Annotated in this window: 17 protein-coding genes; 6 read left to right on the top strand and 11 right to left on the bottom strand. The window is 67.4% G+C overall.

The genetic code is table 11. The features are described from left to right. Positions 1 to 10 precede the first annotated feature (10 nt). Positions 11 to 973, bottom strand: coding sequence for a TerC family protein (locus BN1263_RS18035; RefSeq protein WP_019658790.1), 963 nt, complete (start codon positions 971 to 973; stop codon positions 11 to 13). 293 nt (positions 974 to 1,266) lie between these two features. On the opposite strand from BN1263_RS18035, the gene BN1263_RS18030 reads away from it, so the two are divergent. Both BN1263_RS18030 and BN1263_RS18025 read left to right on the top strand, forming a co-directional pair. After that, a complete protein-coding gene (locus BN1263_RS18030) occupies positions 1,267 to 2,436 on the top strand; it encodes a class I SAM-dependent rRNA methyltransferase (protein ID WP_019658789.1) in 1,170 nt (389 codons plus the stop codon). A gap of 135 nt (positions 2,437 to 2,571) precedes the next feature. Continuing rightward, the gene (locus tag BN1263_RS18025) at positions 2,572 to 3,813 is read left to right on the top strand and encodes a dipeptidase (protein ID WP_058983136.1); all 1,242 of its coding nucleotides are present in this window, start codon (positions 2,572 to 2,574) and stop codon (positions 3,811 to 3,813) included. A 49-nt stretch (positions 3,814 to 3,862) separates the two neighbouring features. Here the strand turns inward: BN1263_RS18025 and BN1263_RS18020 are convergent, their stop codons facing one another. From BN1263_RS18020 to BN1263_RS18010, 3 genes are all read right to left on the bottom strand, one after another. Beyond that, positions 3,863 to 5,290, bottom strand: coding sequence for an amino acid permease (locus BN1263_RS18020; protein WP_058983133.1), 1,428 nt, complete (start codon positions 5,288 to 5,290; stop codon positions 3,863 to 3,865). A 204-nt stretch (positions 5,291 to 5,494) separates the two neighbouring features. Continuing rightward, a complete protein-coding gene (leuE, locus tag BN1263_RS18015; RefSeq protein WP_058983131.1) occupies positions 5,495 to 6,124 on the bottom strand; it encodes a leucine efflux protein LeuE in 630 nt (209 codons plus the stop codon). Positions 6,125 to 6,138: 14 nt separating this feature from the next. After that, positions 6,139 to 7,110, bottom strand: coding sequence for a LysR family transcriptional regulator (locus BN1263_RS18010; protein ID WP_058983128.1), 972 nt, complete (start codon positions 7,108 to 7,110; stop codon positions 6,139 to 6,141). A 91-nt stretch (positions 7,111 to 7,201) separates the two neighbouring features. Here BN1263_RS18010 and BN1263_RS18005 point away from each other — a divergent pair, with 91 nt between their 5' ends. Then, complete coding sequence (locus BN1263_RS18005; protein ID WP_058983127.1) at positions 7,202 to 8,209, top strand: zinc-binding alcohol dehydrogenase family protein; 1,008 nt, start codon at positions 7,202 to 7,204, stop codon at positions 8,207 to 8,209. Positions 8,210 to 8,277: 68 nt separating this feature from the next. Here BN1263_RS18005 and BN1263_RS18000 read toward each other — a convergent pair whose 3' ends face one another. Further along, positions 8,278 to 8,883 carry a glutathione S-transferase family protein gene (locus tag BN1263_RS18000; protein ID WP_058983123.1) on the bottom strand — a complete coding sequence of 202 codons (606 nt, stop codon included), beginning with the start codon at positions 8,881 to 8,883 and terminating at the stop codon, positions 8,278 to 8,280. 45 nt (positions 8,884 to 8,928) lie between these two features. On the opposite strand from BN1263_RS18000, the gene BN1263_RS17995 reads away from it, so the two are divergent. The 3 genes from BN1263_RS17995 (at position 8,929) to BN1263_RS17985 (ending at position 11,623) form a co-directional block, all read left to right on the top strand. Then, positions 8,929 to 10,485 (top strand): DNA recombination protein RmuC, encoded by a 1,557-nt coding sequence (locus BN1263_RS17995; RefSeq protein WP_019658781.1) that lies wholly within the window; start codon positions 8,929 to 8,931, stop codon positions 10,483 to 10,485. Between the two features lie 71 nt (positions 10,486 to 10,556). Next, positions 10,557 to 10,952, top strand: a complete 396-nt coding sequence (locus BN1263_RS17990; protein WP_058983121.1) for a hypothetical protein — start codon at positions 10,557 to 10,559, stop codon at positions 10,950 to 10,952. 125 nt (positions 10,953 to 11,077) lie between these two features. Further along, the gene (locus tag BN1263_RS17985) at positions 11,078 to 11,623 is read left to right on the top strand and encodes a glutathione peroxidase (protein WP_058983272.1); all 546 of its coding nucleotides are present in this window, start codon (positions 11,078 to 11,080) and stop codon (positions 11,621 to 11,623) included. An 83-nt stretch (positions 11,624 to 11,706) separates the two neighbouring features. Here the strand turns inward: BN1263_RS17985 and BN1263_RS17980 are convergent, their stop codons facing one another. Genes BN1263_RS17980 through BN1263_RS17955 form a run of 6 tightly spaced genes read right to left on the bottom strand, consistent with a single transcriptional unit; the run spans position 11,707 to position 15,802 of the window. Further along, positions 11,707 to 12,720: an MlaA family lipoprotein gene (locus tag BN1263_RS17980; protein WP_058983119.1), complete on the bottom strand. Its 1,014-nt coding sequence runs from the start codon at positions 12,718 to 12,720 to the stop codon at positions 11,707 to 11,709. Position 12,721: 1 nt separating this feature from the next. Beyond that, on the bottom strand, positions 12,722 to 13,033 hold the full coding sequence (locus BN1263_RS17975; protein ID WP_058983118.1) for an STAS domain-containing protein: 312 nt from the start codon (positions 13,031 to 13,033) through the stop codon (positions 12,722 to 12,724). Next, a complete protein-coding gene (locus tag BN1263_RS17970; protein ID WP_021203288.1) occupies positions 13,023 to 13,685 on the bottom strand; it encodes an MlaC/ttg2D family ABC transporter substrate-binding protein in 663 nt (220 codons plus the stop codon). The genes BN1263_RS17975 and BN1263_RS17970 overlap by 11 nt, the downstream gene beginning before the upstream one ends. Further along, positions 13,682 to 14,206 carry an outer membrane lipid asymmetry maintenance protein MlaD gene (mlaD, locus tag BN1263_RS17965; protein WP_058983117.1) on the bottom strand — a complete coding sequence of 175 codons (525 nt, stop codon included), beginning with the start codon at positions 14,204 to 14,206 and terminating at the stop codon, positions 13,682 to 13,684. The genes BN1263_RS17970 and mlaD overlap by 4 nt, the downstream gene beginning before the upstream one ends. A 58-nt stretch (positions 14,207 to 14,264) precedes the next feature. Continuing rightward, a complete protein-coding gene (locus BN1263_RS17960) occupies positions 14,265 to 15,014 on the bottom strand; it encodes an MlaE family lipid ABC transporter permease subunit (RefSeq protein WP_005414955.1) in 750 nt (249 codons plus the stop codon). After that, positions 15,014 to 15,802, bottom strand: a complete 789-nt coding sequence (locus BN1263_RS17955; RefSeq protein ID WP_058983116.1) for an ABC transporter ATP-binding protein — start codon at positions 15,800 to 15,802, stop codon at positions 15,014 to 15,016. Before BN1263_RS17955 ends, BN1263_RS17960 begins: the two co-directional genes overlap by 1 nt. Between the last annotated feature and the right edge of the window lie 162 nt (positions 15,803 to 15,964).

The raw sequence follows: 15,964 nt of genomic DNA, 5'->3' as shown, positions 1-15,964 counted from the left end.
CCGGCCATGATCAGGCGTGGCCGGAGCCTTCCTTCGGCGGGTACTTCAGGCTCAGTACCACGGTGGCGGCGATGATGACCGCGACCACGCCCAGCGACACCGGGGTCGGGATCTTGAACAGGTCGATGATCATCATCTTGATGCCGATGAAGCCCAGCACCAGCGCCAGGCCATACGGCAGCAGGTGGAAGCGGTCGGCCATGCCGGCCAGCAGGAAGAACATCGCGCGCAGGCCCAGTACCGCGAACACGTTGGAGGTGAGCACGATGAACGGGTCGGTGGTGATCGCGAAGATCGCCGGGATGCTGTCCACCGCGAAGATCACGTCGGTGACCGCGATCAGGATCAGCACCGCGAATAGCGGGGTGAACCAGCGCACGCCGTCGCGCTTCACGCTCAGCGCGTTGCCGGCGTAGTCGGGCAGCAGGCGCAGGTGCTTGCGCATCCAGCGCAGGGCCGGGTTGGTCTCCAGGTCCGGCTCCTGGCCGGCGGCAAACCACATCTTCCAACCGGTGAAGAGCAGGAAAGCACCGAATACGTAGAGCAGCCAATGGAACTGGCTGATCAGCACGCTGCCGGCGAAGATCATGATCGTACGCAGCACGATCGCACCCAGGATGCCGATGATCAGCACCTTCTGGCGCTGCTCATCCGGCACCGCGAAGTAGCTCATGATCATCAGGAACACGAAGATGTTGTCGACCGCCAGCGCCTTCTCGACCAGGTAGCCGGTCAGGAATTCGAGGCCGACCTTGTTCGCTACCACCTGGCCGGCGGTCTCATTCAGGTAGTACCAGAGGCCGGCATTGAACAGCAGGGCCAGCGCGACCCAGCCGATGGACCACCACAGGGCCTCCTTGAAGGTGACCTTGTGCGGTCCACCATGGCGCATCAACACGAGGTCGACCAGCAGGGCGATGACCACCACCGCTGCGAAGCCGCCCCACAACCACACGTTACCGATCGTCTGCATTGGGAATGTCCGTTGGAAAGATGAATGCCAGGCCGGACGGCGAGGATCTGCAACGGAGGATCGGGAGGGGGATCCAGGGACAGAGCTTCGCCAGTACGGCGAAGGTCTCGCTCGCAGTTCCAGTCGGCTGGAACTGCCGTTGCACCGGAGCCTGCGGGCTCGAAATGACGGCGACAACGTCTGGGAGCTACTCCCCTTCTGCTGCCGATTCTGCGGCCTGGCCGGGCCGCCGTCAAATGCCGCGCCGGGCCCTGGATTTCCGGCCCCCGGTGCCCCCCGGCTACAATGACCGGATGAATACCCCCCTTCCGATTGTCCGCCTCAAGAATGCGTGGCGTTCCAGCCACCCGTGGATCTTCCAGAAACTGGTCGAGAAGCCGACCGTCCGGCCCAAGCCCGGTTCCATCGTCGACGTGGTCGGCATCGATGGCGAGTTCATTGGCCGCGGGTTCTACAACGGGCACTCGCGCATTGCCGTGCGCATCCTTGAGACCGACCAGAACGTGCCGGTCGATGCTGGCTGGTTCTCGCGCAAGATCGCCCAGGCGGTGTCGCTGCGCCGTGAGGTGCTGAAGCTCGACGCGGTCTCCGACGCCTGGCGCGTGGTGCACAGCGAAGGCGACGGCCTGTCCGGCCTGGTGGTGGATCGCTACGGCGACCTGGTGGTGGTCGAGTTCTTCGCCGCCGGCATGTTCCGCCACCGCGAATGGATCTACGACGCCCTGCGCGAGCAGTTCCCAGGCTGCCGTTTCCACAGCTTCGCCGACGAACACGTGCAGAAGCAGGAGAGCTTCGACTTCCACGGCAACACCACCACCGAAGCGGCGGTGATCACCGAGTACGGCATCAAGTTCCGCGCCGACCCGGCCGGTGCACACAAGACCGGCTTCTTCGCCGACCAGCGCGAGAACCGCGAGTGGCTGAGCCAGCAGGTGGAAGGCAAGAGCGTTCTGGACCTGTGCTGCAACACCGGTGGCTTCGCCGTGTACGCAGCAGCGCGTGGCGCCTCGGAAGTGGTCGGCATCGATATTGATGAGGACGTCATCCAGATCGCCAAGGGCAATTCGCGCCTGAACAACGTGCGCCCGAAGTTCATCCAGTCCGATATCTTCCCGTGGCTGCGCGACGCCGCCAACCGCGGTGAGCAGTACGACGTGGTGATCCTGGACCCGGCGAAGATGACCCGCGACCGCGACCAGGTCATCACCGCACTGAAGAAGTACCTGGACATGAACAAGCTGGCGCTTGGCGTGGTGAAGCCGGGCGGCCTGTTCGCCACGTTTTCCTGCACCGGCCTGGTGGCCGAGGACCAGTTCCTCGACATGCTGCGCCGCGCGGCCTATTTCTCCGGCCGCACGATCCAGATCCTGAAGGTCGCCGGCGCCGGCCCGGACCATCCGTTCATGGCCCACGTGCAGGAATCGCGTTACCTCAAGGCCGTGTTCTGCCGCGTGGTGGATTGACCGCGTGACTGCCGATCTCTGTAGAGCCGAGCCCACGCTCGGCTGATCTGTCTGGCAGCCGAGCCCATGCCCGGCGCTACAAAACGGCGGGCCACAGCGCTATCGTCGGGCTCTTCCCAACACCGGTGAGAGCCCATGCCATCGTTGCGCCACCTGTCCTTCGTGCTTGCCGTGGCGCTGTGCGCGCCACTGTCCGCCCAGGCCATCGAGTTCAGCACGCAGGAGCTGGCCCGCGCCAAGGCCCTGCAGCAGCGCCTGGTCACCCTCGACAGCCATCTGGATACGCCGGCCAATTTCGGCCGCACCGGCTTCGACATCGAACAGCGCCACGACCGCAACGCACTCTCGCAGGTGGACTACCCGCGCATGGTCGAAGGCGCGCTGGACGGCGGGTTCTGGGCGATCTACACCGACCAGGGCGACCGCAGCCCCGCCGCTCACCTGGCCGAACGTGACCACGGGTTGCAGCGGTTGCTGGAAATACGCGAGATGCTGGCCGCCAACCCCGAGCGGTTCGCGCTGGCACTGACCGCCGACGACGCGGCGCGGATCAAGGCGGCCGGCAAGCGTGTGGTCTACATCAGCATGGAAAACGCCAGCCCGCTGGTGGCCGATCCCAGCCTGCTCTCGTTCTACCACCGCGCCGGCCTGCGCCTGCTCAGCACCGTGCACTTTGCCAACAACGAGTTCGCCGATTCGGCCACCGATCCCAAGGGTGCGGAATGGAAAGGACTTAGCCCGGCCGGCAAGGAGCTGGTGCGGCAGGCGGTGAAGCTGGGCATCGTGATCGACCAGTCACATGCATCGGATGCGGTGTTCGACGATCTGCTGGCAATGATGCCGGTACCATTCGTGCTGTCGCACAGCTCGGCCAAGGCGGTCTACGACCACCCGCGCAATCTCGACGACGCGCGCCTGCGCAAGCTGGCCAAAGCCGGCGGCGTGATCCAGGTGAACGCCTATGGCGGCTACCTGATCGACACCGCGAAGACGCCCGAGCGCAAACAGGCCGAGGAAGCGCTGAGCAAGCAGCTGGGCGGCTGGGAAGGCATGGGCATCGAACAAGGCGTTGCCCTGCTGAAGGCCGAACAGGCACTGGACCACGAGCACCCGGTGCGGCACGCCAGCCTGGACGACTTCTTCGCCCACTTCGACCACATCCTCACGGTGGTCGGCCCTGAGCACGCGGGCATCGGCCTGGACTGGGATGGTGGTGGCGGACTGAGTGACCTGCCCGATGTCAGCCAGCTGCCGAAGATCACCGCGTGGCTGCTGCGCAAGGGCTATACCGAGAAGCAGATCGCCGGCATCTGGGGCGGCAACCTGCTGCGGGTGATGCGCCAGGCGCAGGACTACGCCGCAAAGCAGGGCGGTTGAAACGCCCTGCGGTGGTGCCGGCCAGCGGCCGGCACTACCGGTGATCGGTCTATTTCGCGATCAGCGCATTGCGTCGGCTGTACAGCAGGTACAGCACCAGGCCGGCCACGTTCCACAACAGGAAGTACAGCTGGGTGGTGTGCGGCAGGCTGATGAACAGGTAGATGCAACCCAGCGCGGCCAGCGGGCCAACCACGAAGGCCAGCGGCGTGCGGAACGTGCGCGCGCGGTCCGGCTCGCGCAGCCGCAGCACCACCAGGCAGATGCCTACCGCAGTGAACGCGGCCAGGGTACCGGCGTTGGCCAGTGCGGCAATCTCGTCCAGGCGCGCCACGCCGGCCAGCGCGGAAACCACGACCGCAGTGAACAGCGTGGTTGCCACCGGCGTGCCGGTACGTGCGTTCACCTTGGACAGGCGACGCGGCAGCAGGCCGTCGCGGCTCATCACGAAGAAGATGCGGCTCTGGCCGTACAGGAAGGCCAACAGCACGGTCGGCAGGGCGATGATCGCGATCACGCCGATCACCATCGCCGCGGTCGGATGGCCCAGCTGGCGCATGATCAGCGCCAGCGGCTCGGCGCTGTGGCCGAACACCGCGTAGCTCATCGCACCCACGGCGGCCAGCGCCACCAGCACGTAGACGATGGTGCAGCCGATCATCGAACCGATGATGCCGATCGACAGGTCGCGGCCCGGGTTCTTGGTTTCCTCGGCGGCGGTGGAGATCGCATCGAAGCCGTAGAAGGCGAAGAAGATGATCGCCGCTGCCGCCATCACGCCGTGCTCGACGCCGTCGGGGCCCATCGACTTGGCGAAGCCGTACGGCATGAACGGCTGCAGGTTGGCGCTGTCGAACGCGGGCAGGGCCACGGCCACGAAGATGGCCAGCGCGATCAGCTTGAACACCACCAGGATGGCGTTGAGTGTGGCGCTTTCCTTGGTGCCGGCCATCAGCATGCCGGCCACCAGCCAGGTGATGATGATCGCCGGCAGGTTGATCATGCCGCCTTCCACGTGCGGGCCGGCCGCCAGCCAGGCCGGCAGGTGCACGTTCCAGCCGAACTGGGTGTGGACCCATTCGAGGAAGCCGACGAAGTAGCCGGACCAGCCCACCGCCACCGTACTCACCACCAGCGAGTACTCCAGGATCAGGCTCCAGCCCACCACCCAGGCGAACACCTCGCCCAGCGCACTGTAGCTGTAGGTGTAGGCACTGCCGGCGGCGGGCATCATCGTCGACAGCTCGGCGTAGGACAGCGCCGCGCAGGCACAGACCGCACCGGCGATGGCGAAGGAGATCAGCACGGCCGGGCCAGCCAGGTTGGCACCGACGCCGATCAGCGTGTAGATGCCGGTACCGACGATGGCGCCGATGCCCAGCGCGATCAGGTGCGGCCAGCTGAGCGTCGGGATCAGGCGCCTGCCGGCTTCGTGGACGGTGACGGAATCTAGGGACTTGCGCCGGAACAGGGACATGCAGGCCTCGGAAGGGGTGACTTAGAACGACAAGTTCCCGAGTGTGACCGAACGCAGCGCAGCATTACCACTGACGGGGGTCATGATTGCCGGCGCGCGCGCTGCACCGCGACCAGACTGCCGGAATCGGCATAAAGCAGGCCGGGGCGCCAGAGGCGGTGCCGGCGAACAGCAGGGCCAGGCCGAGCAGCGGCAGCCGCCCGTTCATCCGTTCAACCCCAGCCGGATGCCGAACCCCACCAGGAACAGGCCGGCCACGCGGCGCAGCGCATCGCTGATCCGCGGGTGCTGGATCAACCGGCGGCGGGCCAGGTTGCCCACGCCGATCAGCATCGAGCAGTAGGCGATGCTGAGCACCAGGATGATGCCGGCCAGCGCGGCGAAGGTGGCGATGCCCTGGTGTGCCTTCGGATCGATGAACAGCGGCAGGAAGGCCATGTAGAACAGGATCGCCTTCGGGTTGAGCAGGCTGACCAGGATCGCCTGCTGGAAGTAGCGGCCCGGCTGCATGCGGATCGGACCAGCATCACCGCCCTCGTGCTTGGGCGTGCGCAGCAGGCTGATGCCCACCCACACCAGGTAGGCCGCACCCAGGTACTGCACGGCGTGGAACACCAGCGGGTTGGCCTTGAGCAGTGCGGCCACGCCGGCCAGCGCCAGCCACATCAGGATCTGGTCGCCGACCAGCAGGCCGGCCAATGCGGTGTAGCCGCCACGCACGCCGCCACGGCCGGTGGCGGTCAGCAGGGTGAAGGTGCCGGGGCCGGGCAGGGCGAGAAACACCAGCACGGCGACCAGAAACGTCCACAGGTCCTGGATGCCCATCCACGGCATGGCGGTGTTCTCTCTTACGCGGGGCCGCCATTGTCGGCCAGCACCACGGCGGAGGACAGGGGGCCGGTGGGGCCAACCGGCATGCCAGACAGCAGCGGTTGCAGGTGCTGGCGCAGCTGCGCGTGCAGCTGCCGCACCGCGGGTGAGAACTGCTTGCGGTGCGGGCACACCAGCTGCAACGGGATGTCGCTGCCGACACCGCCCAGCAGCAGCTGCAGGCGCCCGGCCAGCACGTCCTCGCGCAGGTCCAGCCAGGACTTGTAGGTGATGCCTTCGCCGGCCACGGCCCAGCGCCTTACAACATCGGCGTCGTCGCAGACCAGGGGGCCGCGCACGGCAACCACGGTACGACGCCCATCGACGTCGAAAGACCAGCGATCGTAGGCACGACCGCTGAGCTGGTAGACCAGGCAATCGTGCTCACGCAGTTCGTCCAGGCGCGTGGGCGTGCCCCGTCGCTGCAGGTAATCGGGCGAGGCCGCCAGTACGCGCCGATTGCCTTCCAGCAGGGGCAGGGCGACGTAGTTGGCGTCGTCGAAGTGGCCGATGCGGATGGCCACGTCGACCGGGTCGCGGAACACATCGGCCACTTCATCGGACAGGCGCAGGTGCAGGCGCAGCCGGGGATGGGCCGCGCGGAACGCGCCCAGCCAGGGCAGCAGCAGGTTGCGGCCCAAGTCCGACGGCGCCGACAGCTGCAGGGTGCCGTGCAGTTCGGCGTCCTCGGCCTGCACGCGCGCCTGGCCCTCGCGCAGGGTGGCCAGCACGTCCTGTGCGTAGGGCAGGTACAGCGCGCCCTCGCCGGTCAGGCGCAGGCTGCGGGTGGTGCGCACGAACAGGCGCAGGTCCAGCTCGCGTTCCAGCCGCGCCACTGCCGCGGCGACCTGCCCCGGCAACAGGTCGGCCTCGCGGGCCGCTTGCGAAAAGCTGCCCAGCGCAGCAGTGCGGACGAACAGCTGCAGATCGTCGAAGCGGATCATCTTCATCGCCAGAGTGAAAGTGCTGCCCGATTCTGCGCCTTTCTGCGAGACCGCGTGCGGCGCAACCTGTCGCCTCCTTCCCCACTGGACCGCTGCCATGCGCGCCATTGCCTACACCCACGCCGGCCTGCCGATCGATGATCCCCAGGCCCTGATCGACCTCGAACTGGAGTTGCCGCAGCCCGGCCCGCGCGACCTGCGCGTGGCGGTGCGCGCGGTGGCGGTGAACCCCGTCGACACCAAGGTCCGCCGAGGCGTGGCCACCGACGGCCCGCGCGTGCTGGGCTGGGATGCGGTCGGCATCGTCGATGCGGTGGGCAGCGAGGTGACCCTGTTCCAGCCCGGCGATGCGGTCTACTACGCTGGCGTCATCGATCGCCCGGGCAGCAATGCCCAGTACCAGTTGGTGGACGAACGCAGCGTCGGCCGCAAGCCGGCCAGCCTCGATGACGCCGCTGCCGCCGCACTGCCGCTGACCGCGATCACCGCCTGGGAGCTGCTGTTCGACCGCCTGCGCATTCCCGAGGACGGGGGCGAAGGCCAGACCCTGCTGGTGATCGGCGCTGCCGGTGGTGTCGGCTCGATCCTGGTGCAGTTGGCGCGGAAGCTCACCAGGCTGACCGTGATCGGCACCGCCTCGCGCCCGGAGACCCAGGACTGGGTGTATGCGATGGGCGCCCACCATGTGATCGACCACCGCCTGCCACTGGCCGAGGGCCTGGCGCGGCTGGGCATCAGCGAGGTGCAGCACGTGGCCAGCCTGACCCATTCCGACCAGCACTACGCGCAGATCGTGGAGCTGCTGGCGCCGCAAGGGCAGTTCGGCCTGATCGATGACCCGGGCCAGGTGGATGTGATGGCGCTCAAGCGCAAGGCGCTGTCGCTGCACTGGGAATCGATGTTCACCCGCCCGCTGTACAAGACCGCGGACATGCAGCGCCAGCATGAGCTGTTGAACCGGGTGGCCGAGCTGATCGATGCCGGCGTGCTGCAGACCACGCTGGGCGAGCACTTCGGGCGCATCGACGCGGCCAACCTGCGCCGCGCCCACGCGCTGCTGGAAAGCCACCGCGCCAAGGGCAAGATCGTGCTGGAAGGCTGGTAACACCAGGCCTTTCCCGCGTCGTTGGGGTCAGATCCTTTTCCCTTTGGGAAAGGGATCTGACCCCTGCCTCAGGCCACGCCGTTGTCGACGTGTTCGGCGAAACCGGGCTGCTGGCGCAGGCGTTCGAACCAGGCCTTCACGTTTGGCAGTGTGGGTTTTCTGCCGGGCGTGCTGCGCCAGCGCTGGGTCGACAGCCCCAGCACGATATCGGCGAGGGTGAAGGTGCTGCCCGCCACGTAGCCATCGGTAGCGGTCAACTGCGCGTCGAGCACGCCCATCAGCCGGTTCCACTGCGCCAGGCTGGCCTCGGCACGGGCATCGTCCGGGTAGTCCGGATGCTGGCGTACGCGCGCCATGAACACGTGCCGCCAGGCGCTGTTGAGGTCGCTGGCCTGCCAGTCCATCCACTGCTCCACCCGCGCGCGGTCCTGCGCCGCACGTGGCAGCAGATCCTCGCGTCCGGCGCGCGCGGCAAGGTAGCGGCAGATGCTGTTGGATTCCCACAGTACGAAGTCGCCATCGCGCAGCACCGGCACCTGCCGGTTGGGGTTCAGCGTGGCCAGCAGATCAGGTGGGGGGACCGGCTCGTGATGCAGGGGCAGATCCAGCCCCGCGCACAGCCACAGTACCTTGCGCACGTTGATGGAAGTGGGCTTTCCGTATAGAGCGGGCATGGTCCTGACGCAGCAGCTGAGACTCGGCCAGCCTACACTTGCCCCATGCAAACCGAATACCTGCTCATTGCCGGCCTTCTATTGGCCGTGCTCATCCTGCAACTGGTCGCCCTGCTGCGCCGTCCGCCGCATGACCGCCTGGAACAGGCCGTGCGCGAGGAGGCCCGCGCCGGGCGCAGCGAACTGCGCGAACAGCTCGATGGCTTCGCCCGCGCGCTGACCGATCTGTCCACCCGCACCGATCAGCGCCTGGACCTGCTGCGCGAAGCGCTGGGCGAAGATGCCCGCAAAGCGCGTGCTGAAGTGGCCGACAGCCAGCAGCGCGGCGCAGCGTTGATGGGGCAGCGGCTGCAGGAACTGCGCGGCCAGCTGGAGACCTTCGGCCAGCAGCAGGAGGCACGCATCCATGCGTTTGGCCAGCAGCTGCAGGAGCTCACTGCGCGCACCGATACCCAGCTCGGGGCGCTGCGCCAGACCCTGGTGGACGATGCACGCAAGGGCCGCGAGGAGGGAGCGCAGTCGCAGCAGCGCCTGACCGACAGCCTGGGCCTGCGCCTGCAGGAACTGACCCAGCGCAACGAGCAGCGCATCGCCGAGATGCGTGCCACGCTGGAGGAACAGCTGCGCGCGCTGCAGAACGACAACGCCCAGAAGCTGGAGCAGATGCGCCACACCGTGGACGAGAAGCTGCAGTCGACGCTGGAAACGCGGCTGGGCAACTCCTTCAAGCTGGTCTCCGAGCGCCTGGAACAGGTGCAGCGTGGCCTCGGCGAGATGCAGCAGCTGGCCACCGGCGTGGGCGACCTCAAGCGCGTGCTGACCAACGTCAAGAACCGCGGCAGCTGGGGCGAAGTGCAGCTGGAGAACATCCTCGAGCAGACACTCACCCAGGAGCAGTACGCGCGTGCGGTGAGGGTGCGCCCGGATAGTGGCGAGATGGTCGATATCGCCGTGCGCCTGCCGGGCCGCAGCAGCGACGACACGCCGGTGTGGCTGCCGATCGACTCCAAGTTCCCGCGCGAGGATTACGAGCGCCTGCTGGACGCACAGGAACAGGGCGATGCCGAGGGCGTGCGCCTGCAGGGCATCCAGCTGGAGCGCGCGGTGCGCGTGCAGGCCAAGTCGATCTGCGACAAGTACATCGTGCCACCGCACACCACGGACTTCGCGGTGATGTTCCTGCCCACCGAAGGCCTGTATGCCGAGGTGATCCGGCGTCCGGGCCTGGTCGACCTGCTGCAGCGCGAGCACCGTGTGGTGGTGGCCGGACCGACCACGGTCACCGCGTTGCTCAACAGCCTGCAGATGGGCTTCCGCACGCTGGCCATTGAAAAGCGATCCAGCGAAGTGTGGGGCCTGCTGGGTGCGGTCAAGAGCGAGTTCGGGAAGTTCGCCGGCATCCTGGAAAAGGCCGAGAAGCAGATCACTACCGTTGGCCGCAGCATCGGGGAGGCCAGCCGCAAGACCCGTACCATCGAACGCCGCCTGCGTGGCGTGGAGTCGCTGGCGTCCGAACAGGCGCAGTCGCTGCTCGGCGACCTGGCCGAGGGTGATGCGGTGGCCGAGGAGGAAGGCAGTGACGGCGAGGGCGACGAGGCCTGAGCCACACTGACACGCCGCCTGCATCGCCGATGGGTATGCTGGCGGCCTGTCCGCTTCGACCAGGTACCACCATGCGCCTGCCCCGCTTCACCAGCCTTGTCCTGACCGCGCTGCTCGCCGCCTGCAGCAGCACGCCAACGACTGTGGACACGACCACGCAGGCCGCCTCCAGCATCCCCGAAGCGGACGAGGCGTACCGTGAAGCGCGCGACGTGGACTGCCAGGCCGCCGGTGGCACCCTGCAGCGGCTCGGCCGGCTGCAGCGCGAGCAGTGCGTGATTCCCTATGCCGACGCCGGCAAGGCCTGCAGCCGCAAGAGCGACTGCAGCGGCCAGTGCCTGGCCACGGGCGACGTGGCCGCCGGCAGTGCCGTCACCGGTACCTGCCAGCGTGACGTGCGCCAGAACTTCGGTTGCCGCCAGCGCATTGATGACGGCAAGGCGCAGGGCACGATCTGCGTGGATTGAATCCTGCCTGTAGAGCCGAGCCCACGCTCGGCTGATGCCACAGCAGCCGAGCGTAGGCTCGGCTCTACAACCGCGCGCACAGCGCTATGCTGGTGGGCCATTTCCCGCTGTTGCCGGAGCCCCACGTGAGCACCCCGATCCAGGACATTTCCCTCACCACCATCGACGGCCAGCCGTCCTCGCTTGCCGACTACCAGGGCAAGGTGCTGCTGCTGGTCAACGTCGCCTCCAAGTGCGGCCTGACCCCGCAGTACGAAGGCCTGCAGGCGCTGTATTCGGAAAAGCACGCGCAGGGCCTGGAAGTGCTGGGCTTCCCCGCCAACAACTTCCTCGGCCAGGAGCCGGGCAGCGAGGCGGAAATCCAGCAGTTCTGCCAGCTTACCTACGACGTCAGCTTCCCGATGTTCTCCAAGATCAGCGTGGCCGGTGACGACACCCACCCGCTGTACCAGCAGCTGACCGCCGCCCAGCCGCAGTCGATCGGCGAGGGTCCGCTGCGTGAGCGCCTGGCGAGCAAGGAGATTCCGATCCACGCAGCGCCGGCAGTGCTGTGGAACTTCGAGAAGTTCCTGGTTGGCCGCGACGGCAAGGTCATCGCCCGCTTCGCCCCGGACGTGGCTGCCGATGACGCGCGCCTGCGCGACGCCATCGAGGCCGCGCTGGCGGCTTGAGGAAAGCGTGCCAACCGAGGTTGGCATCTGCCGGAAAGAAAAACCCCGCCGAAGCGGGGTTTTTCATGCGCTGCAGACTGGACTCAGTGCGTCCACTGCGGCATCGGCATCGCATCGACCGGGATCGGCGAATTGGCATCGTCGTGGCCACGGTCGCGCTTGCTGCGCAGATCGTTCTCGATCTGGTAGTTGCGGCGCTGCATCCACGCATCGCGGACCAGCGAGTACTCGTCCACGGCGGTGTCACGCAGGTCGTCGACCGCCAGCAGCTGCGCGCGGGTATCCACCAGCTGCAGGCCCTGCAGGCCGATGCGGACCTTGTCCTCCTCGATGCGGCGGATCGGCGACAGCGGAATGTCACCGGCCAGGCCGAATACATCGCGTACGGTGCGCGGGCCGAAGAACGGCAGTTCCACGTAGCGCGAACGCCGCCAGCCCCACGCACCCAGGGTCTGGCCGAAGTCTTCATTGCGGCGCGGCACCATCGCCTTGCTGGCCGGATCGAACAGGCCACCGATGCCCAGCGTGCTGTTCATCAGAAAGCGGCCGAGGCTGTCCCAGGCATCGGCACCGCGGCCCTGCAGCAGCTGGTTGGTGATGGTCACCGGTGCCCGCAGGTTGCTGAAGAAGTTGCTGACGCCGGTGCGGGCGAAGCGCGGCACTACGTGGGTGTAGGCCGTGGCCAGCGGACGGGCAATGCCGCGGTCGACCGCGTTGTTGAACTTGTGCACCTTGCGGTTGAACGGTTCCCATGGGTCGTAGGCTGCCGCACTGCCGGTGTTGCCGCTGCCGCCATAGAGGGCATCGAAGTCGTCATCACCACCGGGGGCGGTCGCCGCTGCGGCCCTGGCCGCATCGGTGTCGGCGCCGCGGGCCGGTACGGAGGGGGGCGTGGCCGGTGCAGGGGCGGCAACCACGGCTGCGGCCGGCGCGGCACCAATCGTAGCGGTATCGCCGGTGGGGGCGGAGGTCTCGGCGATGGTGCTGGCCGGGACCACGGTACTGGCTGCCGGTGCATCGCTGCGTGCGGGCTTGCCCGCGCAGGCGGTCAGCGCGGCGGCCAGGACGATCAAGGGGAGAGTGCGTACGACGTTCATGTCAGCTCGCAGCAGAAGTAGCGTTGAAATCCAGGTCGGGCGACAGCCGGTAGGCTGCGCTCAGCTCGTTGTAGCCGGCCGGCGCGCCGGAGACGACCAGTGGGTGACCGCTCCTGCTCGCGCGTGCGGCCAGCTCGGCCAGCAGCGCCAGGCCGGCGCTGTCCACGCGGTCCACCTCCCCCAGCTCCAGCCGTGACAGCTTTGCCGGCAGGGCCTGCAGCTGCGGCCACAGCGCGATCACCGCGGCACGGTCGAGCACCCCGCGCAGGCGCAGGGTGTCGCCTTCCAGCAGTGCCAGTGCGTTACTTGCCATTGCCCGCGGGCCCGGCCTGCATGCTGCCGCTGTGCAGTTCGCTGGCCACCTGCTTGATGCCCTTCTGGCGCAGCGGGGTATCGAACTGGTTGCGGAAGGTCTGCACGTAGGAAATGCCTTCAATGTTGACGTCGAAGATCTTCCACTGGCCGTTCACGTTGCGCATCCAGTACTCGACCGGAGTCGGCTCGTTGCCGGCGCGCACCAGTTCGGTGCTGACACGCACGCCACGATTGCCCGGCAGCGGGCTTTCACCCTTCAGGCGGAAGCTTGGCTTGCCCTGGATGTTGAGCAGGGTCGAGCCGTAGCGCTGCATCAGGCTGTCGGCCATCGCATCGGCGAACAGCTTGATGTCGGCGTCGGAAGCGCCGCGGGCGTGCGGGCCCAGCACCAGGCGCGCGGCGTAGTCGCGGTCGAAGGTGCGGGTCAGTTCGCTGTCGATGTAGCTGCGCAGGCTGGCCGGGTTGCTGGTGAACTCGCTCTTGCGCTGCTGCAGCGTGGACAGGATGCGGCTGCTGGCATCGATCACCACCTTGCCGGCCTGGCTCTGCGTTGCGGCAGCGGCAGGTGCGGCGGCCTGGGCCTGGGCCAGGAACGGGGTGGCTGCCAGCAGCGCCGAGGCGAGCAGGGCCGGGATCAGTTTCATTTTCATGGTTGCGGTTCCGTTGCAGGCGCCTGCGCGCCATCGTTGGGCTTCTGAGCAGCGCCGCCACCGGCGCCGCCACTGAACATGTACTTGCCGACCAGCTGGATCAGGTCCACGGCCGGCTGGGTGAAGACGATCTCGTCGCCGGCCTTCAGCACGTCCGGGTCACCGCCCGGCTGCAGACCGATATAGCTCTCGCCGAGCAAACCACTGGTGAAGATGCCGGCCGAGGTGTCCGCCGGCAGGTCCTTGACCTTGCTGTCCATGCGCAGCGTCACGATGGATTCGAACTTCACCGGGTCCAGGTCGATCGAAGCGACCTGGCCGACGGTCACGCCGCCGATCTTCACCGGCGCCTGCTTGCGCAGCTGGCCGACCTGGGAGAAGCGCGCCTTCAGGTCATAGCCCTCACTGCCCCAGCTCCAGCGCTGGTTGGTCGAGGCCACGGCCAGCACCAGCAACGAGGCCAGAGCCAGCAGCAGGAAGGCGCCGACGGAAAATTCGAGTCTGGGACCGCGGATGGCCATGTGGATTACCTGATCGAGTCGTTGTGGCCGCGCGCGCCTGCGCACGGCCGGGGGAGGGTTAGGTGAACAACATTGCCGACAGCACGAAGTTGAACATCAGCACCAGCAGCGAGGCGTTGACCACCGCACGGGTGGTCGCCACTGAAGTGCCTTCAATGGTCGGCTCGGCGTGGAAACCAACATAGGCGGCCACCAGCGCGGCAGTGCCGCCGAAGATCGCCGACTTCAGCATCGCCACGCCGAAGTCGTCCCAGAAATCCACGCTGTTGCGCAGCGCCGACCAGAACACGCCGTTGTCCAGGCCCAGCACGTGCACGGCTTCGAAGTAGCTGGCGCTGATCGCCAGCGAACAGAAGATGCCGGTCAGCAACGGCACGGTCAGCACCGCCGCCCAGAAGCGCGGCGCTACCGCCTTGGCCACCGGGTCGATCGCCATCAGCTCCAGCGCCTTGATCTGGTCGGTGGCACGCATCAGGCCCAGTTCGGCGGCGATCGAGCTGCCGGCGCGGCCGATGAACAGCAGCGCGGTCAGCACCGGTGCCAGCTCGCGGTACAGCGACAGGCCGAGCAGGGTCGACAGCGCGTCGGCCGCACCGAAGGTGGTCAGCGTGCGGTAGCCCTGCAGCGTCAGCACCAGGCCGACAAAGGCACCGCCGACGGCGATGATGGGCAGCGAGCGCGCGCCGATCTTGTAGATCTCGCGGGTCAGCTCGGCAAGGAAATCACGCGTGGGCAGCGAACCGCGCAAAACGGTCAGCGAGAAAAGGCCGGCGCGGCCAAGCGAACGGGTGGCTTGGACGAACGGCATCAGGCAACCCTCGCGCGCGGCGCGGCATCGAACGGGATGGGGCCATCGGGCTGGCCATGCAGGAACTGCCGCAGCAGCGGGTCCTGGCTGGAATGCAGCGCCTCGGGCGTGCCCTGGAATACGATGCCGCCATTGGCAATCGCGATCACCTGGTCGCAGATCGGCAGGGTCTCGTGCACGTGGTGGCTGACGATGATGCTGGTCAGGCCCAGGCTGTGGTTGAGACGTTGGATCAGGCTCATGATCACCCCGGAGGCGATCGGATCCAGCCCGGTCAGCGGCTCGTCGTAGATCATCAGCGGCGGGTCCAGCGCCAGCGCACGGGCCAGCGCCACACGGCGCGCCATGCCGCCGGACAGCTCGCGCGGCCAGGCATCGGCGGCGGCCAGCAGGCCCACCGCATGCAGCTTCATTTCCACCAGGCGGCGCAGCACGGCGGTCGGCAGGCGGGTGTGCGTGCGCAGCGGCAGGGCGACGTTTTCGGCCACAGTGAGGTCGGTCAGCAGGCCATTGCCCTGCAGCAGCACGCCCACGCTCTTGCGCATTTCCAGCAGTGCGCCGCTGTCATGCGGGATCGGCTTTCCGAACAGAGTGACCTCGCCGGCGACCGGGCGCAGTTCGCCGGTCAGTGCCGCCAGCAGGGTCGACTTGCCGCTGCCGGACGGACCGAGCACGGCAGTGATGCTGCCCCTAGGCACCTGCAGCGACACGTCGCGCAGGATCGTGCGCCCGCTCCGGTCGATGCGGACGTTGGATAACTGCACCAGACTGGAGGTGGAAGCCGACATGGGCACCATTAACGTTTTTTAGACATCGAAGGATCGGGCCCGTCGGCTGAACATAAGCAGACTGGACGGTCCAGTATTGTTGCACGGCAAGGCCTCGCGTAGGCCGGGACAATCGGCCGGCGGGCCGGAACAATCCGTACCGCTGGCGGGCCAACCATTGAA

Source organism: Stenotrophomonas thermophila (assembly GCF_001499715.1).
Lineage (GTDB): Bacteria > Pseudomonadota > Gammaproteobacteria > Xanthomonadales > Xanthomonadaceae > Stenotrophomonas > Stenotrophomonas hibiscicola.
This window is presented reverse-complemented; position numbering and strand designations above follow the sequence as displayed.